At 55.5% G+C, this 23,391-nt stretch carries 20 protein-coding genes and 3 pseudogenes; 11 read left to right on the plus strand and 12 right to left on the minus strand.

Going from position 1 to position 23,391, the window contains the following annotated elements; translation table 11 throughout:
* Positions 1–309: pseudogene (locus ACVWXF_RS11615) on the plus strand (IS5-like element ISSoc13 family transposase); the annotation flags it as partial.
* Between the two features lie 143 nt (positions 310–452).
* Here ACVWXF_RS11615 and ACVWXF_RS11620 read toward each other — a convergent pair.
* The 6 genes from ACVWXF_RS11620 to ACVWXF_RS11645 all read right to left on the minus strand — a co-directional run bounded on the left by ACVWXF_RS11620 (position 453) and on the right by ACVWXF_RS11645 (position 7,073).
* Complete coding sequence (locus ACVWXF_RS11620) at positions 453–1,943, minus strand: DUF2157 domain-containing protein (protein WP_457474457.1); 1,491 nt, start codon at positions 1,941–1,943, stop codon at positions 453–455.
* 17 nt (positions 1,944–1,960) lie between these two features.
* A complete protein-coding gene (gene purC, locus ACVWXF_RS11625) occupies positions 1,961–2,707 on the minus strand; it encodes a phosphoribosylaminoimidazolesuccinocarboxamide synthase (protein WP_414344193.1) in 747 nt (248 codons plus the stop codon).
* 10 nt (positions 2,708–2,717) lie between these two features.
* Positions 2,718–4,277 (minus strand): sugar transferase, encoded by a 1,560-nt coding sequence (locus ACVWXF_RS11630; protein ID WP_457474458.1) that lies wholly within the window; start codon positions 4,275–4,277, stop codon positions 2,718–2,720.
* A gap of 353 nt (positions 4,278–4,630) precedes the next feature.
* The gene (locus ACVWXF_RS11635) at positions 4,631–5,368 is read right to left on the minus strand and encodes a class I SAM-dependent methyltransferase (protein ID WP_457474459.1); all 738 of its coding nucleotides are present in this window, start codon (positions 5,366–5,368) and stop codon (positions 4,631–4,633) included.
* A gap of 69 nt (positions 5,369–5,437) precedes the next feature.
* Entirely contained in the window at positions 5,438–6,328 is an 891-nt protein-coding gene (locus tag ACVWXF_RS11640) for an FAD-dependent thymidylate synthase (protein WP_457474460.1), read from the minus strand.
* A 70-nt stretch (positions 6,329–6,398) separates the two neighbouring features.
* Positions 6,399–7,073, minus strand: coding sequence for a DUF4397 domain-containing protein (locus ACVWXF_RS11645; protein ID WP_457474461.1), 675 nt, complete (start codon positions 7,071–7,073; stop codon positions 6,399–6,401).
* 4 nt (positions 7,074–7,077) lie between these two features.
* Between ACVWXF_RS11645 and ACVWXF_RS11650 the strand changes: the two genes are divergently transcribed.
* Entirely contained in the window at positions 7,078–7,284 is a 207-nt protein-coding gene (locus tag ACVWXF_RS11650; RefSeq protein ID WP_457474462.1) for a hypothetical protein, read from the plus strand.
* Between the two features lie 76 nt (positions 7,285–7,360).
* Here the strand turns inward: ACVWXF_RS11650 and ACVWXF_RS11655 are convergent, their stop codons facing one another.
* The 3 genes from ACVWXF_RS11655 to ACVWXF_RS11665 form a co-directional block, all read right to left on the minus strand.
* Positions 7,361–8,629 (minus strand): bifunctional sterol desaturase/short chain dehydrogenase, encoded by a 1,269-nt coding sequence (locus ACVWXF_RS11655; RefSeq protein ID WP_457474470.1) that lies wholly within the window; start codon positions 8,627–8,629, stop codon positions 7,361–7,363.
* Positions 8,630–9,077: 448 nt separating this feature from the next.
* Positions 9,078–9,659 carry a DUF192 domain-containing protein gene (locus ACVWXF_RS11660; RefSeq protein ID WP_457474463.1) on the minus strand — a complete coding sequence of 194 codons (582 nt, stop codon included), beginning with the start codon at positions 9,657–9,659 and terminating at the stop codon, positions 9,078–9,080.
* 27 nt (positions 9,660–9,686) lie between these two features.
* A complete protein-coding gene (locus tag ACVWXF_RS11665; protein ID WP_457474464.1) occupies positions 9,687–9,863 on the minus strand; it encodes a hypothetical protein in 177 nt (58 codons plus the stop codon).
* An 84-nt stretch (positions 9,864–9,947) separates the two neighbouring features.
* On the opposite strand from ACVWXF_RS11665, the gene ACVWXF_RS11670 reads away from it, so the two are divergent.
* From ACVWXF_RS11670 to ACVWXF_RS11685, 4 genes are all read left to right on the plus strand, one after another.
* Positions 9,948–11,231 (plus strand): serpin family protein, encoded by a 1,284-nt coding sequence (locus ACVWXF_RS11670; protein WP_457474465.1) that lies wholly within the window; start codon positions 9,948–9,950, stop codon positions 11,229–11,231.
* 120 nt (positions 11,232–11,351) lie between these two features.
* Positions 11,352–11,966, plus strand: a complete 615-nt coding sequence (locus ACVWXF_RS11675) for a Uma2 family endonuclease (RefSeq protein WP_011433374.1) — start codon at positions 11,352–11,354, stop codon at positions 11,964–11,966.
* A 93-nt stretch (positions 11,967–12,059) separates the two neighbouring features.
* The gene (locus tag ACVWXF_RS11680) at positions 12,060–12,647 is read left to right on the plus strand and encodes a hypothetical protein (protein ID WP_457474466.1); all 588 of its coding nucleotides are present in this window, start codon (positions 12,060–12,062) and stop codon (positions 12,645–12,647) included.
* A gap of 171 nt (positions 12,648–12,818) precedes the next feature.
* A complete protein-coding gene (locus ACVWXF_RS11685; protein ID WP_457474467.1) occupies positions 12,819–16,544 on the plus strand; it encodes a PAS domain S-box protein in 3,726 nt (1,241 codons plus the stop codon).
* On the opposite strand, the pseudogene rpsU reads toward ACVWXF_RS11685, so the two are convergent.
* A pseudogene (rpsU, locus tag ACVWXF_RS11690) lies at positions 16,541–16,684 on the minus strand (30S ribosomal protein S21). The gene ACVWXF_RS11685 and the pseudogene rpsU overlap by 4 nt on opposite strands.
* A 331-nt stretch (positions 16,685–17,015) precedes the next feature.
* On the opposite strand from rpsU, the gene apcD reads away from it, so the two are divergent.
* From apcD to ACVWXF_RS11710, 4 genes are all read left to right on the plus strand, one after another.
* Positions 17,016–17,489, plus strand: a complete 474-nt coding sequence (apcD, locus tag ACVWXF_RS11695) for an allophycocyanin subunit alpha-B (protein WP_099812040.1) — start codon at positions 17,016–17,018, stop codon at positions 17,487–17,489.
* Positions 17,490–17,756: 267 nt separating this feature from the next.
* Positions 17,757–18,242, plus strand: a complete 486-nt coding sequence (locus ACVWXF_RS11700; protein WP_099812041.1) for an allophycocyanin subunit beta — start codon at positions 17,757–17,759, stop codon at positions 18,240–18,242.
* A 39-nt stretch (positions 18,243–18,281) separates the two neighbouring features.
* Complete coding sequence (locus ACVWXF_RS11705; protein ID WP_457387765.1) at positions 18,282–19,682, plus strand: chlorophyll a/b binding light-harvesting protein; 1,401 nt, start codon at positions 18,282–18,284, stop codon at positions 19,680–19,682.
* A 307-nt stretch (positions 19,683–19,989) separates the two neighbouring features.
* Positions 19,990–20,562, plus strand: a complete 573-nt coding sequence (locus ACVWXF_RS11710; RefSeq protein ID WP_457474468.1) for a Uma2 family endonuclease — start codon at positions 19,990–19,992, stop codon at positions 20,560–20,562.
* Here ACVWXF_RS11710 and ACVWXF_RS11715 read toward each other — a convergent pair.
* Positions 20,540–22,318, minus strand: a complete 1,779-nt coding sequence (locus ACVWXF_RS11715) for a flavin reductase (RefSeq protein WP_457474469.1) — start codon at positions 22,316–22,318, stop codon at positions 20,540–20,542. The genes ACVWXF_RS11710 and ACVWXF_RS11715 overlap by 23 nt on opposite strands.
* 353 nt (positions 22,319–22,671) lie before the next feature.
* On the opposite strand from ACVWXF_RS11715, the gene ACVWXF_RS11720 reads away from it, so the two are divergent.
* Positions 22,672–22,902 carry a DUF2555 domain-containing protein gene (locus ACVWXF_RS11720; RefSeq protein WP_414355764.1) on the plus strand — a complete coding sequence of 77 codons (231 nt, stop codon included), beginning with the start codon at positions 22,672–22,674 and terminating at the stop codon, positions 22,900–22,902.
* Positions 22,903–22,936: 34 nt separating this feature from the next.
* On the opposite strand, the pseudogene ACVWXF_RS11725 reads toward ACVWXF_RS11720, so the two are convergent.
* A pseudogene (locus ACVWXF_RS11725) lies at positions 22,937–23,391 on the minus strand (hypothetical protein); the annotation flags it as partial.

Genomic DNA, 23,391 nt, shown 5'->3' on the forward strand with positions numbered 1-23,391 from the left:
GATATTACTCAAGGGGAAGAATTGATAGAGGGCTGGCAGAGAAAGGATACCAAAGTAATTGGGGATAAAGGATATGATGCGGATAAGTTGATTGAGAAGATAGGGGAAGCTCAAGCGGTTATTCCGCCTAAAAGGAATAGAAAGACGCAGCGGCATTATGACAAGCATCTGTATAAAGAGAGGCATTTAATCGAATGCTTTTTTCATAAGTTAAAGCAGTACCGGCATCTATTTTCTCGTTTTGACAAATTGGTCAGGAACTTCTTGAGTTTTCTCTATCTCGTCAGTGCTCTCTTTTGGCTCAAATGAAAGATCAACACAACCTAGCAAAGACATTGGGGAATACAAGCAGGTTCCTTAAACTTTGTAAATTCTTGTGAATTCCAGCTCAATTCCAGCTTTTTCCTTTGCTTGATCATGTAGCGGGGCTTGGCTTCCTAGAAGGGCAAGAATTAGAGACGGGAGAAAATCCGCCGCTCAAATTTCAGCCCCAGCCAGATTACCCCGATCCCACAGGCCACCAACACCGCCGACTTGGCCAACAGGCCGGTTGGGTACTCGAAAAAGCGGGTCAGCACCACCAGGGTCAGCCCCAACAGTCCCTGCCAGAAACGTCCTCGCCGCCCTTGCTGTAGCCCTTCCCAGCAGAGCACTGCTGACAGCCCCAGCAACAGCAAGGTCACTATCCAGGGGGCAAAGAGGACCAAGGCTGCTCCTGCCGTCACGTTCAAAGGCACAGCGCTGCCGATCCCCAGCAAAAGCGCCAAGGCAACCAGAGAAATCAGAACAGCAGCATCCTTCAGCCAAGACGAAACGGGCTGGGATCTCTTCTCCTGCCAACCCTGCCACCAGCCCCAGCCCGTCAGCAGCAGCAACCCCACTGCCGACAAGCTCGCCCAGGGATCCCCAACGTTCCAGAGGGGATCCTCGGAAAGATCGGCCCACGTCCCGACAAAGCTCCAGACATAGAGCAGGACACCCAACCCCAGCAGAGCCAAGTTCTGGGCCGTCGGGGCCAAATCCAAGCCTTGCTCCAGCTCTCCGGGAAGCTCTGGATCCCTTCCTTCAGTTAAAACCCGGCTTAGCCAAGGCTTATGGCGTTGGTGCCACAGACTCAACCCCCACACAACTGCAACACCAAGCAGATGCAAAAGGGTCAAGCTTGGAAAAGAGCTGCCCAAACGCTCGGCTAACCCTTGCAACGCCAGGCCAAAGTTCACCACGGCCAGGGCAAAAACCCAGCGAGAGCAACACCAATAGGCCAGAGGAACCAGCAGGCCCAGGGTCAACCAAGGATAGAGGAAGTTGACAGTCCCCCAATCCACGAAGTCGGCTACCATCCCCGAGCCCAGCAGAAGGCAGGCCAGTACACCACTGGGGCTGTGACGCAAGCCGTAGGCCATGGCCAAACTGCCCATCCCCCAGGCCCAAAACAAGCCTGCCGCGGATCCGCCAAGCTGAACCCACTGCGCCATCAGGCCAATACAGGCTCCCAGGGTCAGTTCACCGGCTATCAGCAGGGCGCTGCCCAGCCGTCGGGATCCCTGCTGCCAAGCCTGGAAGCCCGCCACCTGCAGCCCTACCATGAGGGCCAAGCACCCCCAGGCTCTGGCCCAGCGGGGAATGGCAGCCCAGTTGGCGGCCACGAAGGAGATCACCCCCAGGCCTACCAGAACTGCGCCAAACAGTAGCAGCACCAAGACAAAACGGCTGCCGGCCGCTCGGGGCAAGCTATCCAGTTGGTAGTACTCCCACAGCCGATCCCGCTGCTCAGGTTCAATCAACCCCTGCTCCACCCAGGCATCCAGCAGGTTGGCCAGTTGGCGGCGGAAACGCTCGCCGGGGTAGGGGGGGCGGGGAGAGGTCATGGCGGGATCCCGACAAGCGAAAGGAGGCTCGGGCGTTAAAGGAGTGGGATCGCTGAGGCGATTATAGTCCCTCACTCCTGGCTCCTCTCCCTCTAGGAGAGAAGGAATTGGGATCCCACTGCCTGAAGCACCCGCTGCAACACCTCTTGATAGCCAGCCACCGGATCCCCCAGATCAAAGCGAAAGAGATCCTTGTCCAGCACTCGCGGCTCGGATCCCCCCCGATCCCAAAGACGGCAGGTATCGGGGCTAATCTCGTCGGCTAGCAGGATCTCTCCCTTCTCGTCCAGGCCAAACTCCAGCTTAAAGTCCACCAACTCTAGGCGGCAGCTTCGCCAGAAAGCCTGCAGATGGTTGTTGATGGCCAAAGCCAGGGATCCCAAGCGCTCCACCTGCTCCGGCGTGGCCAACTGCAATAGGCGGATGTGGTCGGGGGTTACCAAGGGATCCCCCAAGGCATCGTTTTTGTAATAGAACTCCACCAGCGGCGGCTCGATGGGAAGGCCCTGCTCCAGGCCCAGCCGTCGGCAGAGGCTACCCGCTGTGCGGTTGCGCACCACCACTTCCAAAGGCAGGATGTGCAAGGCTCGCACCTGCATCTCGGTGGGGCCGGTTTGGGCCAAGAAATGGTTGGGGATCCCTTGCTGCGCCAGGTAGGCAAACACATGGCTGGAGACGGTGCAATTCACCTCTCCCTTGCCGGCGATGGATCCCCGCTTTTGGGCGTTGAAGGCCGTGGCGTCGTCTTTGTATTGGCAAAGATAAACCCTGGGATCGGCAGTGCGGTAGATGCGCTTGGCCTTGCCCTCGTAGAGCAGCTCTTGGGGGGAGAATGGCATACGCTAACCCCTAGTATCCGGCCAGCCGTCCGCGGATCCCTTGCCAGAAGGTGATGGCCAAGATGCGCAGATCCAGCCACAGCGACCAGTTTTGCACATAGTAGAGATCATACTGGGTGCGGCGGGCAATGCTGGTATCTCCCCGCAGGCCGTGGATCTGGGCCCAGCCGGTGAGGCCACTTTTTACCAAATGCCGATCCGGATACTTGGGGATCTCCTGGCTAAACTGCTCGACAAAGTAGGGCCGCTCTGGGCGGGGGCCCACTAGGCTCATTTCCCCTTTCAGGACGTTCCACAGTTGGGGCAGCTCGTCCAGGTTGGTGCGGCGCAAAAAGGCTCCTATCTTGGTTCGGCGCGGATCCCCGGGGCGCGTCCAGCCCGGCTGGCCGGCTGCCTCAGCATCCACTCGCATGGTGCGGAACTTAGCAATCCAAAAGCGACGCCCGTCCAAGCTCACCCGCTCTTGCCAATACAGAATGGGGCCAGGACTGCTGCAGGCTACCAGCAGGGCAATAATCAAAAACAGAGGGCTAAGCAAGATCAGGCCCAGGGAAGCTCCCAGGATGTCTACAGCTCGCTTGAGGAACCGGTTGTGGGCGTAGCGCAAAGGGGGCTGACGCAGAGTTAGCAGCGGGATCCCGTCGAGAGACTGTAGGCTGAAGTTCACCGTTAAAAAACTTAAGATATCCGGCACCAAGCGCACCTGCACCGACAATGTTTGCAAACTGAGCAACAGAGGAGCAGTTGCCAGCTCCGGTTGCCCAAACCACACCTCCTGCACTTCTGGGTGGGCTTGCAGATAGGCAATCAAATGGACCAGATCCAGACGCTCAAGAGCCGACCAGGAAGGCTCAAGCTGACTGCACAAGCAGGAGAGGGTTCCTCGGGATGAGCCGGACAGAGTCCTGTCGGCAGACTCAACCCCGCCAGAGGTAGGGCGGGCGGTGTTTAGTACTGGATATGAATCTTGACAGGGATCCCCATTTTGAGATGGGGGATCTTCCTCAAAAGAGCCTTGCTCTACGCATGCCCAGGCGACTACCTGGAAGCCCAACTGCGGGGATCGCTGCAATCGCTCCAACACTTCCGCCAACACCGACCAGGATCCCACCCAGATGACCTGCCGCCGACCGTAGCCCCTAGAGCACAACCAGCCCATGCCCAGCCGCAACCCCACCCGTACCAAAGTCAAACTCAGCAGAGCCAACAAGCCGGCGTAGCCCACCACCAGCCGCGACAAAGAGACCGAGCGAACGAAAAAGGCCCCTGCCAGCACCAAACCAAACGTCAATCCCAACCCAACCAGCAAACTGGCCCATTCTTCAAAGCGAGACAAGCGCTTCGACTCACCGTATCCGCCTAAGCCCGCCTGAATGCCCCAATAACTGAGGGCGGTCAACAATCCCAAGGCCGCGTAGACATCCCAAGGCAAGAGCTGATGAGGACGCAAGCTGCGCAGCCAGTAGCCCGCCCCAAAGGCCAACCAAATACAAAGGCCATCGCCAAAACAGGCCAAGGGCACCCACAAACGATGCAGATCCAGACGAGTTTTATAGCCGCGTTCGGCCAAGGGTTATCTCCTTCGGCATCAAGACTGTTGACAATCTTACAGAAAAGATTGTGCATCTGAGGCTATTGGACAAGATCAGTGTTGACCAAAACTTGAATGGGTAGCCCTCACCAGATAATTCTATTGACGGCCCTTCCCAGCTTCAAAGGACTTCATGCTGCTGACACAAAATAAGTTCTTTAAGTAATTGGGATCCTCATCATGCAAGAGATAAAAATCCCTGTTGAGTGGGTTAAGTACCGTCGGAAAAGGCTGTTGTAGAAACTACCAGAATTGCAGAAATTGGATGTCGAAACATGAGAGTTTAAGCAATGATCAAAGTGCAGTCTGAGAACAGCAATGATGACAGGATACTACAATTTCGTTGCCGGGCCGGCTACTGCCAGCAGAGATACACCAAAGGGCAGAGAAAACTTAGGTATCAGATAGGCTTCTGCAGCAAAAATACCCGTCAGCAGTCGATTGAGCCAAAGCGGCGGCATTTTCAGATCTTGGCTTTCCCTCAGGCGAAGCACTTTCTGCATTATGCGGATCCCTGAAATGATTGGGAAAAGAAAACTGTTGAAGAAAACAAGGGTATAAACTTCTAGACCTGAGCTTTTAAGCAACGACAAAAGTTGCCCGCGGGTATATCGTCTCTTGTGATGATTAAGCTCATCATGTAAACTCCACAGCCACGGATAAGCCGGAACAGTTACAACTAAGTAGCCAGATGGGGTTAACCTTTGACTGAGGGCTAGGAGAGCTTCTTTGTCATTCTCCAGATGCTCCAGCACATCCAGCAAAGCAATCAAATCAAATCGTTGAGAACCAAAGGGGATCCGGTTTGGCAACTCCCCCTCTGCCACGATCCCAATACCGCGAGCTTGGGCCAGCGGCAGTGCAATTTCACTCTTTTCCATAGCCCAAACTTTGCCAAATCTGGACAACATCTCCAGGTTGCCGCCGCTACCACAGCCAGCTTCCAAAATATAAGCAGAGGGGGGAAGCGACAGGGATCCAATAACCCGACTCAGAATGTGACGGCGACCCAAAAACCACCAATGCCGGTCTTCCAAGCCTGCCATTTGCTCATAAGCTTCGGGATCCATACCCGTAACCCGACAAAAGATTAAGGACAGAGTTATCGGCAGAAGAGGTTGGCGACTATCCAAATCAATCTAAGGGGATAATCGGGCCTTTCCCCAGCGATGCTTACGATACCAAGCCGCTACGTGGGGACACCATGCTTCAAAGTGAGGCCAAATCAGCTCACACAGATATTGAATTTCCCGCTGGGCATCTTCTTTAGCTCGTAAATCTAGGAAATGCATCAAGCTGCGGCAATTAAAGGAGACCACAAAGTGCTGCCGGATCCCGTAGCCAATGATGTTACGAGCATCTTCGTAGGGCAATCCGCACTCTTCCACCAGGCGATAATAGGCAATGGCCTGGCTGCGATATTGCTCAAGAATGATGTTTAGAGCCTCGGGGGAGATGGGTTTGAAGCCCTGGCGGGTTTTGGCCTTGCCCTCCTTGACGCTGGCAGGAACGTAAAACAGAGTTTCCAGCTCTTGCAAGGAAAATAAGGACTCCGTCCCGCCACTGTGCTCCGCAATGTGCTCCGCACCGCTGTCGCGATAGGCCTCCGGCCCGCTGACGCGATTGCTGACGCAACCGTAGCCGGTCTCGCCAACAGGAGCAGCAGTCTCGGTTGTGCTCCGCACCGCTGGCGAGAACAAGAGCTTTTTGCCCAAATCGGCAATTTGCTGGCCTGTATATCGGAAGGATTGAACATCAAAAGAAATTCCCACCCGATGAGTACGGGCCTGTTGCATGACGGCGTGGGGAAAATAGCCCACCCCAAACGTGATCTGAGGATGCTCTAGAGGCCCATAGTGGCCACGGTTGCCCTCCAGCAAATGCCGCACCACGGCCTCTCCATACTTTTCCGGGATCCGGCCCTCTGGGGTAACAAAATCAGGGCTGTAATCCTGATGCATCGCTTGGTAGATGACCCGTTCTGGATCTGGGGTTTGATTCAGCACTACAACTTGAAACAAAGCATCCACAGGCTGTACCCCTTGTGAGGAAAAGGGATCCCAGAACAGTATAGAAAGGATGGAGCCACAAGTAGCCTTGCTATAGAAGCCTGCGAGCTCGAGTTTCCTCTGCCAGTACCAGGCTTAGGGTCGGATTGCTGCGCAACAATCCTGCTACATAAAGGGTATAGACTTTCCCTGCTTCTAACTGCAGGTCAAACCGTTGCAAGGGAATGCTCCGGCTGGGAGCCGACTGCCCACCTGCCCCAGGGGCTGAAGGGGCTATGGCCACCTGAATTTGGGTAAAGCCGGGGCGCATGGCTTGAAAGGTGGATACCTGCCCAAATGCCAACTGGGGGATCAGCACACGCCCTTGCTCCCCTTGCCATTGCAGAGCCGGCGCATCGGGGGCAGCGTGGACAAATCGCACCAGGGCCTGATCAAACGGCGGATGGATGTTGTCCTCTAAGACGAGGGCCGTCATGCGATTCGGCTCATTGGCGGCCACCACCGAGAACACTCCCCCGCCCCTGAGATTGGCTACGGTTCTGGCCACAACTGAAGAACCTGCAGACTGGCCGAGGTTCTCAGGCGTCGAAAACAAAACGATGTCGTACTCGCCCGCCGGTATGCGCACGTATTCGCTCACCGAGCCATAGGCTACACCCCGAGCGGCCCTCACTCCTCCCACTTCCAAGTCAACTCGAGGGCCATTGGGGGCCACATGCACCAACCGCACCTGCACTTCAGAAACCCCCGCAGATGCTGAAGGCATCGGGATGGCACAGCCGGACAACAGCCCTGGCATCAACGATCCGCCCACCGCGCAGAGCACTGCGCCCACCCACTGTCGCACCATGTTCACGCTCACTCCTACTCCTCACACCCAACGCTCATCGGGGATCGAGCCGCTGGATTCCGCCAAGCCAAAGTACGCTCTCGCTCCCCAAAAGTTCGTATTGGCGCAAGGGATCCTGCCCTACTGACGCCAAAGAACCTGCTCTTGTCTTACTCCACTTTTGCACCCAATGCCATAGAGCCGACCAGGATTTGCCGACTCCTCTAAATCAAAGGGATCCCGGCGGCAGGATCAAGAAGAACTGGGCGAGAAGAGCGGCGGCTGAACAGGCGAAAATAGGTGCTCACAGCTAGCTCTTTGAGCGGGAAAAGCAAGTAGGTCAGGGGGTTGATGGTGACGATGATGTTGCGGCAATCGCGTTTGGCTTGAGCCAGGATCTGGGCGGCCACCCAATCTCCCGACATGACCCCGATGGGATTGAGCTGGCTCTTGAAGGGGCCGAGGATGAGCTTGCGCACCACACAGGGGGCATCCAGGCGGCGCAGGGTAACCAGGTCTCCCAAAGCCCGCTTGGAGAGTTCATAGAGGGGACTGAAGGCGGGGCTGACCTCGGCTTCCGAGGTGTTCACCCACACCTCTTTGGTGGCCATCTCGGAGTTGTTGCGAACTGTCTGGAAGAACAGCTCCATCAGCCGCCAACTGGAGAAGGTGTTGACGGCATAAGACTGGCGAACGGCCTCGGGATCCCGATCCCCATGAACATTGAAGCCGTGGTTGAGCACCAAAATATCCACCCGCTCCAGCAGCTCTGCCAGGGATCCCTCTTGCCCCACCTGCCAGCGAACGGTCTCCACCGGCTGGATCTGGCCGTCCACTTCGATGTGAACCGAATCCGAATGGGAGCTGAGGGCGATGACTTTGGCCCCCTGCTGGTGAAAATGCTTGAGCAAGGCCCGGCCCAGGGTGCCGGAGGCGCCGGTGACGGCTACTCGCTTGCCTTTCAAGGAGAGACTGGTGCCCATGAGCCGATCTACGAGAGTCAGGGTGCCGCAAAAATAGGCGTTGGTATCGTCGAAGTGGTGCCGCCAGTGGTAGGCGCGGTTGACATGCCATTGGCTGGGAGGAACGGGGAAAGGCCCCGGCTGGTGGGTGATGTCCGTTTGCAGGGCCAGCCCATAGCCGCGCAGCATACCAGCCACCCAAAAACTGGCCGAGTAGAGAATGCCCACCGTTGCCGCCAGGCCGTACAGCCAGGATCCCCAGCCCAATACCACCACCCAAGGGATCCCGGCCAGGATCATCGTCGCCGCTTCGGGAACGTCGTGGTGCCACTGGGATTCTCGGTACAGCTGTGCATCCACCACGCTAAGGTCGGGGCGGAACAGGCGGTGGTGCAGGATGTGTTTGGGCATCAGCCAGGGCCACCGGTGGGCCAGCCAATGGCGCACATCCCGCACGATCTCAGCCCAAAGGATGGAGGCTAGGGCGACAGCCCCCACCCCTATCCAATGACTTACGCTGCTGACATCCATAGACTCGCTTGCGGTGGCCAAACTGCTCTTGGGCTTGTCGTCGCCTGATACATTTACGCTGAACACTGCTGAACATCACTGTTCAACTATGCAGCGATAGCATTCTGTTTGTTTCCATTCGCGTTAGCGGGACGGAGTCCAAACAGAATGGCGGTATCCCGCAAAGCTTTGAGTAGAATACCCAAAGCGCAGTTTCCGTGTCGTCTTACTACCAATTTTCTGCTTTGCTTTGGCTACCATGTTGGCAGACTCGAAAGTAAACAGAAAGATCAACTGGTAGTAATCCGCACTGAACATATTATACATTATTTTCAGTATAGTTGAGCTTATTATTGACTAGAGTCATGCTCTTCTGTAGGCTTAGTTAGCAACCCTCAAAAATCATCGCAAAGATTCTTCAAAAGATCATCTTCGAGCCCGTCTTCCTTGTCCCCAAGGGAGGGAGAGATCAAGGGGCTACGGGCTGAAGCTCTCGGATCTCGACCGGATCTCCAACGGCCAAACCCAAAGCAGCAGCCGTCTCGCCGCGGAACTCCAGCACACCGTCCACCAACTGGGAAGGAGGCGGCCCATAGGTGGGGCAGGGTTGGGCGGGGCAGCCGGGCACATCGGCGGCAATGTACACCACCTTGCCTTGGTGAAGGAAAATGATGTCCAGGTTGATCAGGGTGTTGAACATCCAAAAAGAAGCTGGCTGGGGCGGATCAAAGGGAAACCACATGCCTCGATCCGGCGGCAAATCGGTGCGAAACATCAGGCCCAAGCGCTGCTGCTCAGGGGTGCGGGCCACCTCTAGCTCAAAGCGTTGGCCGGCAAGGGTGACTTCGGCTTCAACCGGCAGTTGCTGGGGCTGCCCTATGGCTGGGGGGGATGGAGAGATGGCTTCGGTTACCTGAGTTTGTGAGGCGGGAGATCTCTCCGGGGCAGCAGCACATCCCAAGCCGGATCCCAGGAGCAGCAGAGCCAGACCCAAGGCGACTCTGCACCCTCGCGGAACTTTTTGCGGACTCCGTATCACGAACAGAACCATGTGGCACTCTCCTGTGCAGGCTTCATCCTATCGCGCCAGACGCTGCTGCTGCGACTTGACCAGCCAGACGCAGGAAGTTCCCCTCTGGGAGGGCCTTGCCAATTCTTGCTTGCCGGAAGCTGCCTGTGCTTTTCCCCCTTGAGCGCAGCGGAAATGGCGTCCCTGGGCAAGAGCAGCCCGCAACCGACCCGATAGCATAGCCATAGACTTTATCGTTCCCCACCCTGCCAGGAGAGCCGTATGAAAGACTCTTTCAATTTCAATTTCAATAGATTCAATAGATCCTCGGTGAGCCGGATCCCGCTTCTGGCTCTGCTTGGCCTGGGGCTCCTGGGCCTCTGGCCCACTCACGGGATGGGATCCCGTTCACAGGAAACCCCGGTGCGGATTCCCTTTGAGCCAACGGTGACCTATGGGGAAGGGTATGGGGAAAAGACCGTGGCCCAACAAGCCCAAAGCCGCTTTGCGCTGAAACTGTTTGATCACCTGCTCCGTCAGCAGCCCCAAGAGAACCTCTTTTTCTCCCCCTTGAGCATCCGCCTGGCCCTGAGCATGCTCTACAACGGCGCCTCTGGGGAGACTCAAACGGCAATGGCCGAGGTGCTGGAGGCACAGGACCTTTCCCTCAATGAGTTGAACTGGAGCAATGCCCAAATGGTGGGCTGGCTGGCGGAGGGATCCCCGGCAGGAGGGCCAGTCCAGGTGCAAATGGCCAACGGCCTCTGGGTGGATCAAACCCTCACCTTACAGCCCCAGTTTTTGCAGGCTTTGGCCACCTACTACCAAGCGGTGGTGAATCGGGTGAATTTGGGATCCCGGCAAACGGTGAACCAGATCAACGGCTGGGTGGCCGAGCGCACCCAGGGCAAGATCAACCGCATTGTGGATCGCCTCAGCCGCGAGGATTTGATGGTTTTGCTCAATGCCATCTACTTCAAAGGCGAGTGGACTCAGCCCTTCGATCCGGAGCGCATCCAAACTCAGCCCTTTACTCGGTTGGATGGCCGCCGCGTCCGAGTACCCATGATGGTTCAATCAGGTCGTTACGACTACCTGGAAACCGAGCAGTTGCAGGTGGTGAGCCTGCCCTACGGGGAAGGGGAGCTGGAAATGCTGATCCTGCTGCCCAAGAAGGGAGTGAAGCTGGAATCGCTGCGGGCAGAGCTGAGCCCGGAAACTTGGCAAGAATGGACGGGATCCCTGCACCCCCGTGCAGGTTCGGTGCGGATCCCGAGATTTGAATTGGCTTATGAAACGGATCTCACTTCAGTTCTACAACAGTTGGGCCTGGGGATTGCCTTTTCCAACCGAGCCGATTTCAGCCAGATGACCCCAGAGCCAGCGCGGATCAGCAAAGTCCTGCACAAAGCAGCAATTGAAGTGAACGAAGAGGGATCCGAGGCGGCAGCCGCTACTGGGGTGATCGTCTCCCGGACTGCTGTCGACCGGCAAGAGCCCTTTCAATTTGTGGCAGATCGGCCCTTCTGGTTTGCGATTGTGGCCTCCGGATCCGGCGGCAACCCAGCGGCCCAAACCGTGTTGTTCATGGGATCCCTAGTGGATCCTGAATAAGGGGATCCCTCAGGGCAGCTTGCTGACTTCTTACCGGGCGTGCAGATCGCTCTTCAGGATGTGTTGACCCCAGACCGGCTCCCTTGGTTGGTTTAGCCGTTTTTCATTGCGGAGGTCATGATGGTCGAGGTTTTGGAAAGAGAAAAATTGGCCGAGGCACCTGCTGATAGTTCTCCGGCAGCTTCTCGAAAAATTTGGACTGACGAAGAGTTTATGGCTTTACCGGAGGATGGCAATCGCTATGAGGTTGTGAATGGAGAACTGGTTACTGTGGGCTCGGCAGGCGCAAAGCATGGGTACTACGTAAGTTTGATTCATATCATTCTAGGCTCGTACGTTCGCAGTCAAAGGATTGGATTTACCTTCGATTCCGATACTTCCTTCAAAATGAAATCCGGTAATCGCCGCTCTCCGGATTGTTCTTTTTTTTCCAAAGAACGACTGCAATCTCTGGGCGGGATCCCAAGGGGTTATATTGAGGGATCCCCAGACTTGGCTGTAGAAGTTCTCTCCGATGCCAACACCATTGGAGAGATCCATGATAGGCTCGTTGAGTATTTTGAGAATGGATCCCGGCTGGTCTGGATCATTCATCCTGAAGAGAAATACGTTCTGGTCTATCGCCGGCCTGAGCCTGAAGCATTGAAGAAACCCGGCGACATCCTGGAAGGTGGAGAGGTGATCCCTGGATTTGCGCTGGATTTATCAGAGTTTTTTGCCGAGCCGGAGTTGTAGTTTTTCACCAACGCAATGCCCGGATAAGATGCCTTCAGCGCCTAGGGAAAAGCAACCCCTGTTAAGCTAGCCTAAGCAGTGGGATCCCATTTCATGGCACCGGTCTATCCGCAGGTTCTGGAGCGCAATCCCAAACGGCTGCGCATTGCCCTACAACGGTTTACCTCTCAGCAACTGGCTTGGCGGGCGGCAGGGGGCTTGGTGCTGCTAATTTTGGGATCCCAACTGTGGGCCCGTTCGCCGCTGTGGGGGTTGGTGGCTGTGGGGATGGGCTTGTGGATTGGGATCCCTTGGGGGTTGGGGCAGATCCTGAATCTAGATTGCCAAAGCCAACGGGTGACCTTGACCCGGCTGGGTGGCCCTTGGGGCTTTTGGCGGCAGCAGGTGTTTTCCTATCCCTTGGCTCAGTTGAAAGGAGTGCGGCTGCATCGAGTGGGTCAGGAAGTTTTGGATAACCAAGCTCAAGAGAGTTTTCAGGTCCAAAGCCAAGTGCGGCTGCAGTTTCACAGCGATCCTTCTAAACCGGAGCTGAACGAGGAGGTCATCGCCTGCTTTAGCAGCCAAGTCGGCATCAAAGGGGACGAACCAGAAGCTTTCGTGCTCTCTCAGCGGCTGGTGCGCTGGATTCAGAACTATCTATCCGAACACTCAGGAAACCTAAGAAACAACTCTTCACCCTGAAAGCCCCCTTTTCGAGGATACTGCCCCACCGTTCCAGTAGACTCAAGCTTTGCTCTCCTTTTCGGGGAGATGGGGAATTGTTGGCACAGTGCTTGATCCTGGGTTAGAAATGCTACCGAAAAGCAGCGTACTCCTTGACACTTTCTAAACTTAACTTAATCGACAACCTTCATGAGCGCCTCCTGGGATCTGGTCAACCTGCTTACCTTACTCAACTGGAACACTCTGCCCGGATGGCTTTGGCTGCTCCTTTGGGGATCCTCACTGGCCGTGGTGATGTACTGGCAAAGGCGCTGGCTGCAGCGGGATCAGGTGGGTTTTCCCGATGTCATCATGCTGGCGCGTGCAGATACGACGGTGGTGGAATGTAACGAAGCTTGCCAGAAAATCTTGGGGGATTGGCGGGGCAGGCGCTGGATCGACGTGCTGCCGGCAGAAGAGCAGGAGCAGGCGCAGCAAAAGATAGCCCACCTTACCCCTCAGCAGCCCACCTTTACCCGGATTAGCAGAGTGGCGGATGCAGCGGGGCAGGTGCGGTGGTTTGAGTGGATCAACCAAGGCATTTTTGACCGGCGGGGCCGCTTGCAGTTCATTCGCGGGGTGGGCCGAGACATTACCGAGAAGAAACAGTTGGAAGAAAACCTGCGGCTGCGGGAAGCCCAACTGCGCACCTTGTTGGACGCCCTGCCGTTGGCGGTGTGGGCCAGGGATCCCCAGGGAGTGCTAATTTTGCAAAATGCCACTGACCGCGCCTGGTTTGGCGATCTGCTGGGTACTTCTCTGGAGGAGGCAGCTCGAGAATATCCTCACTGGCTGGAGTACACCTCTCAAGTTCTATCCGACGTAGAGCGGCAAGGGTTTTGCCAATTCGAAGGTAAGGAAATGATTCAAGGTCAGGAGCGCTATACTTATCGCCTGGCCGTAAAGCTTCAGGATCAGTCTAAAGGTTTGGGACTTCTCGGCATTGTCCTAGATATCACCGAACAAAAGCGCCTGCAACGAGAGCTAACAGATCAACAAGAACGCTTTCGCGCCTTCCTCAACAACAGCCACGACATTTTGTGTCGGATCGATGCCCAAGGTCTGCTGCATACCTTAAATCCTCCGGCTGCTGAGAAAATTTTGGGGCGTGCTCCCAATCAGGGAGAGGCCGTACCCTTGGATTGGGTTCACCCCGAGGATCGGCAGAACGTTGCTAATGCTCTTGAGCAACTCAAGGCTCGACCTGGCGAGACACTCAGCTTTATTTACCGGGCCCAACATGCCGACGGCCAGTGGGTGTGGCTGGAGAGCCTCTGCACCAATCTTTTGGAGGATCCCTCTGTGCAAGGGATCGTTTCCAGTACCCGCGATATCACCCAACAAAAGCAGGTGGAACTGGCTTTGCGAGAGAGCGAAGCCCGCTTCCGAGAAATTGCAGAGGCTGTACCGGTGGTTTTCTTTGTGTATTCTGCAGACTTGAGCCAGTCTCTCTACAAAAGCCCCCAAAGCGAGAAGATCTGGAGTTACACAGCAGAAGAGTTTCGCCGCAAGCCAGATCTCTGGAAAGACACGATCCATCCCGAAGATCTGCCAAGGGTACTGCAGGCGGCCGCCCGAGCCACTCAAGAAGCCCAGCAGATCACCTACCGCATTTTCCATCGGGGTGGCAGGCTGCGCTGGCTGCGTACTTCTTGCCGACCCATCTTGAACGAACAGCAAGAGGTTATCCGTATTGTTGGCATTACCGAAGATATTACGGAGCAGAAAGAAGCAGAGCTGGCTCTACAAGAAAGCGAAGCTCGGCTTAGGGCTATTCTGGACGGGATCCCTTTTTCTATCTTTCTCAAAGATCTGGAAGGGCGCTATCTTCATGTAAACAAGACTTATCTACAACAGAGAGGCTGCAAGGCAGAAGAGCTCATTGGAAAGTTGGATAGTGAGCTGTTCGCATCAGAAGAGGCTCTAGAATTTCGAGATCAGGATCAAAAAGTCCTGCAATCTCCGCATCCTGTCAGCTACGAGCGAACCTTTTTCCGCGATGGCAAGAGATTGACCCAGTGGGTCACCAAGCTTGCCCTGCGGGATCAGCAGGGGTCTCCTTACGCCGTTTGCGGCATCGCTGTGGACATAACGCCCCTCAAACAAGCCCAAGATCTGTTGCTGAAAGAAGCAGAGCGGGAGCGGCTGCTTGGAGCTTTGCTGCGACGCATCCGTCAGGATTTGGATTTGCAATCTATCTTGCAAACCAGTGTTGCAGAAGTGCGAGAGGTTTTCCAGGTGGATCGGGTGATGATCTATCAGTTGCAGGAAGGTGTAGGGGGGTTTGTAGCTGCTGAGTCGGTGGCGGATCCCTGGCCCAGCCACCTGGGCCGCTACGTGTGGGATGAGTATTTCCAAAGGGATCCGTGCTACCGCAAGTACCAAGAGGGCTTTGTCCAGGCAGTGGGGGATGTAGCAATAGCCGATTTGGATCCTTGCTATCGGGAGCTCTTGGAATCTTTCCAGGCCCAAGCCAACTTGGTGATCCCAATTCGGCGGGGAGAGGATCTCTGGGGCCTTCTGGTGGCACAGCACTGCCAATCCAGCCGCCCTTGGCAGGGGTGGGAAATCCGGCTTTTACAAGAGCTGAGCGATCAATTAGCCATCGCGTTGCAACAGGCCCAGTTATATGAACAACTGCAAGCCCTCAATCAAACCTTGGAAGAAAAGGTTCGGCAGCGCACCTCTGAGTTGCAGCGATCCCTGCAATTTGAGGCCCTGCTGAAACGCATCACTGACCGGGTGCGCGACTCTCTGGATGAAGCTGAAATTCTCAACACCGCTCTGCGCGAGCTGGGAGAAAACCTAAATGCAGATGGCTGCGATATTGGCCTTTACAACGCCGATCTCACCCTTTCCACCATCAGCTACGAGTATTGTCCTCGCTTGGGGTCGGCCTTGCATACTTGTATTCCCTTTGCCCAATATCCAGATCTCTACGCCCAGTTGTTGCGAGGAGAGCCCTGCATATTTTGTTTACTTCCTGACGCCCCCCGCCAAGGATCAGTCTTGGTCTGCCCTCTGCGGGATGGGGAGCAAGTCTTGGGGGATCTGTGGGTTTTTCGCAGCAGCGAGGAAAGTTTTGATGAGCAGGAAATGAATCTCGTAGCTCAAGTGGCCAATCAATGTGCTATCGGCCTAAGGCAGGCGCGCCTATTCCGAGCTGCCCAAGAGCAGGTGCAAGCCCTGGAGCGCCTTAACCGCCTCAAAGATGACTTTATCAGCACCGTCAGCCACGAGTTGCGCACTCCTCTAGCCAGCATGAAAATGGCCCTGAAAATGTTGCAGATGGCTCCCACTGGGGAGAAACGAGCTCAATACTTAGCCATTGCAGAGCGAGAATGCCAGCGGGAAATCGAGCTGATCAATGACCTGTTGGATTTGCAGCGGCTAAAGGCAGGAGCCTATGCTTTGAATCTGCAAACGCTGACCTGGGAAGCCTTGTTGGGGGATTTGCTGTTGGCTATTGGCGAACGCGCCCGTACTAAGGGGCAAACCTTTCAAGCCAACGTGCCTCTGGAGAGCAGCATCACCACAGATCCTCTCCTTTTGGGGCGTATCCTGCGGGAGCTGCTACACAACGCGGTGAAATACACCCCCGGCCAGGGATCCATCCGCCTAGAAGTCAGGGTTGAGGCCAACCGAACTCGCATCCAAGTCAGGAATAGCCAAGAGATCCCGGCTGAGGAACTCACCCGCATTTTCGATCGTTTTTACCGGATCCCCAGCCATGATCCTTGGAAAGAAGGGGGCACCGGTCTGGGCTTGGCTTTGGTGAAACAAATGGTGGATCAACTGAGGGGATCCATTGAGGTCAACAGCTCTGCCGGCTGGACAACTTTCACGCTCCACCTGCCCCCTCTGCCCCAGTTTTAAAGGTTGAGCGGATCCCTGGGGACTCCTGCTTTGCGCTTGCGCTTTTCCAGGTTGGTTTCAAAGTAGCGATGGTTACGCAGATCTGGCAAGATTCCTGCCTCAGAAACTTAGCCCTTAAAGCGGCGCAGCGCCGATTTGATCCCTACCTTAGGGGTTCTCTCCCCCGGTACCTCTGCACAGCCCGTCTTATTGTAAGTTCTGTAGCAACAGATACGGAAATAGTTCCCAACACAGATGCTCATCTCGGCCAGAAGAGATAGAGGCTGAGTATTCTGAGGGTTGCTGTCGTATCCGGGATCTGGATTGGCCGCCAACCCAACCTTCTCAATCTGGTCACGCTGCCGAAGACGCGAGGCAGAGAGGATTTGTTGCAAGTAAGTTTCAATTCACAACTTTTTCTTAATAAGTGATTTCGGTTCTTGAGGATCTGGCTTACTTTGTTACCTGTAGAGTGTTCCTTGCCAAAAACCTATGAGCATTGTTGCCCAAGTCATCGCGCAGTCGGACGCGGCTGATCGCTTCCTCAGCAGTGCCGAGATCGCCAAGCTAGAGGATTTCTTCAGCAAGGGTCAAGTTCGCATCCGAGCCGCCCAAAAGTTAGCAGAGAACGAGCAAAAAATTGTCCAGGAAGGCAGCAAACGGTTTTGGGCCAAATGCCCCAACACCCCCAGCAATAAGGGCAACCCTCAAAAAACTGCCCTCTGTCAACGAGATCAAGGCTGGTATATCCGCTTGGTTAGCTATTGCATCTTGGCAGGCAACGATAAGCCGCTGGAAGATATCGGCTTGAACGGCATGCGAGAAATGTACATCTCTTTGGGCGTGCCGCTACCCAACCTGCGGGTGGCGATGAGCTGCCTAAAAGAGGTAGCTGCCGGCATTCTTTCTTCAGAGGAGATGGCTCTAGCTGCCCCCTACTTTGATCGACTGATTCGCGCTTTTTGAATCGATGAATGGATAGACAAATCGCTGCCCTCTCGCTCAGTTTTAGAGTTGAGGCGCGCTACTCCTGCCTCTGTGAGCTTGAGGTTTCGGCTGGCTTTGCGAGCTTGACCTGCAAGCTGTGAAGTTGTCTTAAGTTGCAATCCATAAGAGTTCTCACAGGCAATGCCTGAGCAAGCGGTGCAAGGACTCCGTCCCGCTAACGCGAACAGCATTTGCCCAATTGCCTCAAGAAATCAGTCCCTACTAGTGCTTAGAGGAGAAAAATCCATGAAAGATACCATCACTTCCCTGATTAACCCCGCCGATGAGAAAGGCTCTTACTTAGATGCCGCAGCTCTGGAACAATTAAATCGCTATTTCCAGAGTGGCAACATGCGCGTCAAGGCGGCCAAAACCATCAGCTCCAGCGCCAGCAGCATTATCAGCAAAACGGTTGCCAAGAGCTTGCTCTACGGGGATATTACCCTACCGGGGGGCAATATGTACCCTACTCGGCGCTACGCGGCTTGCTTGCGGGACCTGACCTATTTTCTACGCTATGCCACCTACGCCATGTTGGCTGCCGATCCCTCAATTTTGGATGAGCGCGTGTTGCAGGGTTTAAAAGAAACTTACATCACCCTCGGCGTTCCCATCGATCGCGTCATTCAGGCCCTCAATGCCATGAAAGAGGTCCTGACCGAAAGTCTCGACACAGAGGCAAGTCAAGAAATGGCCGTTTATCTTGACCATATCATTGCCGGTCTGAGCTAAACGTGCCTGTATTTTTGAGGGCTCACTGAGGAGCTATCTATGAATGCCAAAAAGATGCACCCATCGGGCTACCCCTGGTGGTCAGGTAACGCTCGATTGATGAACCTCTCTAATACTTTTATCGTGGCGCATGTGGCCCATGCGGCCTTGATCATGGCTTGGGCGGGGGGCTTTACCTTGTTTGAGCTGGCCAAGTTCTCGCCAGAGCGGCCCATGTACGAGCAAGGGCTGATTTTGCTGCCCCACTTGGCCACATTGGGGTGGGGGGTTGGCCCCGGTGGCCAGATCGTCAATACCTTTCCCTATGTGGCCATTGCCTCAATTCACCTGGTGGCTGCCGGCGTGTTGGCTGGAGGAGCCTACTTCCACCAAACCCAACTTCCCCCCAGCTTAGATATGGAATTCGGCAGGGCTGCCAAGTTTCACTTCACTTGGGATGATGCCAAAACGTTGGGAGTGATTTTGGGGCACCACCTACTGATTTTGGGCCTGGGATCCCTATTGTTGGTGGCCAAGGCGATGGTGTTCGGGGGGCTGTATGACGCCAACACCGGTCAGGTACGCCTGGTTACGGCTCCAACTTTGGACTTTGCCACCCTTTGGAACTACCGCACCCACCTGTTTGATGTCAATAATTTGGAAGACTTGGTGGGGGGCCATATCTATGTGGGAGCTCTTCTCTTGTTGGGAGGGGTGTGGCATATCCTGGTTCCGCCGTTTGAGTGGGTTAAAGCTCGCTTTCTCTTCTCAGCAGATGGGATCCTCTCCTACTCTCTATTCGGCATCGCCCTAGCCGGTTTTGCGGCTTCTTACTACTGTGGGTTTAACTCGCTGGCCTACCCGGTGGAGTTTTACGGCCCCACCCTGGAGCTGAAATCCGCCTTTACTCCTTACTACTTCGATCCAAATCAAACGGGAGCGTGGAACTACTCCTCAAGGGTTTGGCTGGCGAATGCTCACTTCTACTTAGCCTTCTTTTTTCTACAAGGATCCCTGTGGCATTTTCAGCGAGCGATGGGATTTGATGTCGGCAAGATGCTGCAGCTTTGGCAGCAGAGTCGGCAGGAAATGACCTCTCAGTCGGTGTATCAGGTTCAATTTCAGTGCCGACCTCAGCCTGACTTTGCAACTTTTTACGAGCCGCCCTTTGCAGGTCCAGAGCCTCTATCTGTATCTCCCGAGGATATCTACTGGTATCAGCCGCCAAAGGCTCCCAGCTCCAGATCTCTATCGTTGATAAACGGCGTTCGGCAAACTCTCTATGAAGTGAACTACACCCTTAGGAGGTGGATCTTCTACGAGCCCGCAAGAGAGAAGATAGCTTTCAATCGTTCTGACTTAAAGGCAGATTATGGTTCGCGCAAGTCAAGGGCTGATTTCTCGAAGTTTGCTCGATCTCTGCCCAAAGTCTTCTACGAGCCGAGCAGAGTTCAGGCTTAACCTACCTGGGATTTGAGGGGGTTTGGCCCTCAGGAGAGGTGATTACCCTGCCTGGGGGCTTTTTGCTTTGCTAGGGCTCCGCAGTGTGGGCTAAGGAAGGGAGTACCGATCTAGACTTGGCCTTGGTGAAGCAAATGGTGGATCAACTGAGGGGATCCCTCGAAGTCAGCAGCTCTGCTGGTTGGACGACTTTCACGCTCCATCTACCCCAATTGCCGCAGTTTTAACCCCTACTCCACCGCTCCCCCTCGCTTTGGGGTTTGGGATACAGTACTGGCAGGGATCCGGGGGGGCTTTGCCTAAACCTATGACAACTCGCCTAGATTTGGCTCTCACTCTTGAAGACTTCCTCAAGTTGCCTCACATAGAAGAGTCTCCGGCATGGGAGTACGTGGATGGAGTTGCCATTCAAAAACCGCTGCCCAAAGCCCGCCACTCCATTTTGCAAAAACGCCTCGTGGCTGAGGTTGACGGCAGCACCACCGACTATACTGCCCTGCCCGAACTGCGTTGCACTTTTTCCGGTCGTTCCATTGTTCCCGATATTGCCGTAATTGCGTGGGATCGAATTCGCCTCAGTGAAACAGGCGAGCCAGAAGATGACTTCACCGCAGCACCCGACTGGATTATCGAAATTCTTTCGCCGGGTCAAAGGGTAAGCCGTGTAATCGATAATATCCTGCATTGCCTAAAGCACGGCAGCAAATTAGGGTGGATGGTGGATTTAGACGATTACTCTATTTTGGTATTTGCTCCTCAACAAGAGCCGGAAATTTGCCGAGCAGATCGTCAGCTCAAGGTGATCGACGGGATCCAGTTAGCATTGACTCCACAACAAATCTTTGTTCTCCAATACACTACCCCCGCCGCATGGCCGTAACCCCCGTGGGATCCAGCACCTTGCCCCGTTCCACCTCGGCATAGACCAGGTAGCGATCCCCGCAGTCCATCCAAGTTTTCACACGGCACTCCAGGTAAGCTAAGGCATCCAACAAAATGGGGCAGCCATTTTCGGCAGTGGCCGTGGCCAAGCCGGCAAACCGATCTTCTCCAGGGCGCTGGGGCCGCTGAAAGTGCCGTTGCAAATTGCTACCTTTGCCTTCCCGCAAGATGTTGAGCACAAAGGGGGCCTGGGGATAGGTCAGCAATTCGGCTTCTTGTTCCTTGTTCACCGACAGGGTTAGCCCTGGTGGATTGAAGCTAGCCTGGGCCACCGACCAGGTGAGGAAGCCGCGGCGGGTCTCTCCTTGCAGGGCGGTGACTACACACAGGGATCCCACTACCCGGCTTAGGGCTTGCCCAACCCGATCCGCCTGAGTTTCACTGCTGGTTTGGCGAGGGGCGCGGGCTCGTTTGGCTTTGCGCAGGGCCTGAGCAAACTGGGATCCCGCCTCTTGACAGGCTTCCAGGATTTCAGGGGTGGGCTTAAACTTGGCGCGGATCGTCTCAAACCCCAAGGAAAAGCCGGCATTGAGCAACTTGCTCTCGATAAGATCCACTGCTTCGCCGCTCCAGCCGTAGGAGCCAAAAACCCCGGCTAACCGGGTGGTGGGAACTGAAGAAAGGATGATGCCAAGGGCGGTTTGGATCTGCACAGGAGGATGGCCGGCCAAAGTCGGGGATCCGATAACAAACCCCTGGCAGCGCTCCAGAGCTTGGGCGATCTCCTCCGGAGTGGCCCATTCGCAGTTGATCCGCTCCACCTTAACGCCGGCCCGCTCCAGCCCTTGGGCTATAGCCATGGCCATCAAGCCTGTATTTCCGTAAGCGGAAGTGTATAGGAGAGCTACCCGCTGCTCGCCGGGATCCTCTTCGCACCAAGTGTGGTAGTCCAGCCGCAAGCGCCGCAGGCTGTGGCGCACCAAGGGGCCGTGGGCAGGGGCATAGATTTGGGCGGGAAATTCTTCCAACTTGGCCAGGGCTGCCTTCACCTGGGGCAATTGGTTGCGGTGCAAGCAGTCGAAGTAGTAGCGGCGGTCTTCGCTGAGCTGCCGCCAATGTTCGTCAAACACTTGCTCATCGCACACGTGGGCGCCGAACAGCTTATCGGTGTAGAGGATCCCGGTAGCCGGATCGTAGGCACAGAGGGCATCGGGGTGGCGGGGTGTGGGCACGGTGCGAAAGTGCAACTCATGCCCTTCTCCCAGATCCAGGCGATCCCCATCCCGGATGACCCGCAAACGGAAAGACTGGTCGCCATTGTAGAAAATGCCCAGATCGGCGGCTTCCTCTTCGTCGCGACTGCGGGGCAAGGGATCCATCTCTTCAAAGGCGGCCCGTAGCGTAATGGATCCCGGTTTGGAGCAGAGCACCATCGCATAGGGAGCCAGAGGCAATAGGGCCTTGAGAGTGGCAATGCGGTTAAAGTTGACGTGGCTGAGCAAAATAAAGTCCAACCGCTGTAGGTACTGGTGTTGGGCCAGCTCTTCTAAAAAGATGCTGGTGAACGATTCCCCGGGAGGATCGATGAGAAGGGTTTGGCGGGCCTGGATGAGGTAGCTATTGGCAGTGGTGCCCCGTTGCCGAGCGTATTCCAGCTCAAACTTCAGGCGATCCCAGGTGCGGGAGCGGAGAACCAACGTGGACGGGCCGATAAGGGCAACTTGGACATCGCGGGCGGGGATCTTGCTCTCCATAGCAGCCTCCGATGCGGTATCTGTCCTCACCTTGCCACGAAACTGGAGGAATGGGGATCCCTTTTCAGAGTTTGGGAGCCCACGGCCCGGCTTGCCCAAAAGTTGGGTCTGAAGCCCCGTTCTACCCCTACGCGGAACTCAACCAGTAGGGCGGCTTTTGTGCTACAGCAAATACAGTGGCGAGAAGACTCAACTGCCCAAAAAACCACACGACTGTCTTAAAGCTGTTCACGCAGTGTTGCTAAGAAATACCAGTAATTAAGAATTTTCTCCCTTTGGGACAGGGAGTATTCAAGTTTTTGGCCAGCGAAAAGAAGAGGCTAAGATCGGCTTGTAGCGTGTTCAGGCTGCCTATGTCTGCCCGATCCAAGTCCAAAGTGGAAGCCCCTGCTAAGGGGATGGATCCCCGCCAGTTTACTGAAGCTGATGTGGCGGCAATTGCAGAGCGGTTGGAGCGCAATGAGTATCCGACCGTCTTTGGCTGCTTGGAAGACTGGCATGCCCTTCGAGCCGTTGCCTTTTATGCTCCCCACTTGGTGGCTCCCTATGCACACCTGTTGGAGTGGGAAGTGGATGAAGATTAGGACTGTCTTCGCAGTTCCGAAGGGATCCCAGTGCTCAGGGCAACGAGGGGGGAGGATTTCCGTCAGAGCCTTGCCGGCGAATCAGATAGCGCACTTCTTCAAGGAGAACGTTGAACCTCTGATCCGTTTCCGCCTGCCGTTGGTTGATGGCCTGAATGGCGCGTTCGTGCTCTCGTTGTAGGGCGGTGAGGGTAACCAGAGCTTGAGTCACTTCCTCTGCCCACTCGGCAAGGTGAGCTAAGTCAGAGCGGGTCTCGCTGACAACTTGCTGTAGCTCTCGCAGGCTTTGAGCTTGGGCAGCAGCTTGTTCAGCAAATTCGGCGCGGCTTTCTTGGATGGACTGGCGCAGCTCCTCGATTTCCCGCAGACGGGCGGCGTTCTCCTCGGCAGACTGGGCGCGGCTTTCTTGGATGGACTGGCGCAGCTCCTCGATTTCCCGCAGACGGGCGGCGTTCTCCTCGGCAGACTGGGCGCGGCTTTCTTGGATGG

Source organism: Thermostichus sp. MS-CIW-40, from assembly GCF_054058315.1.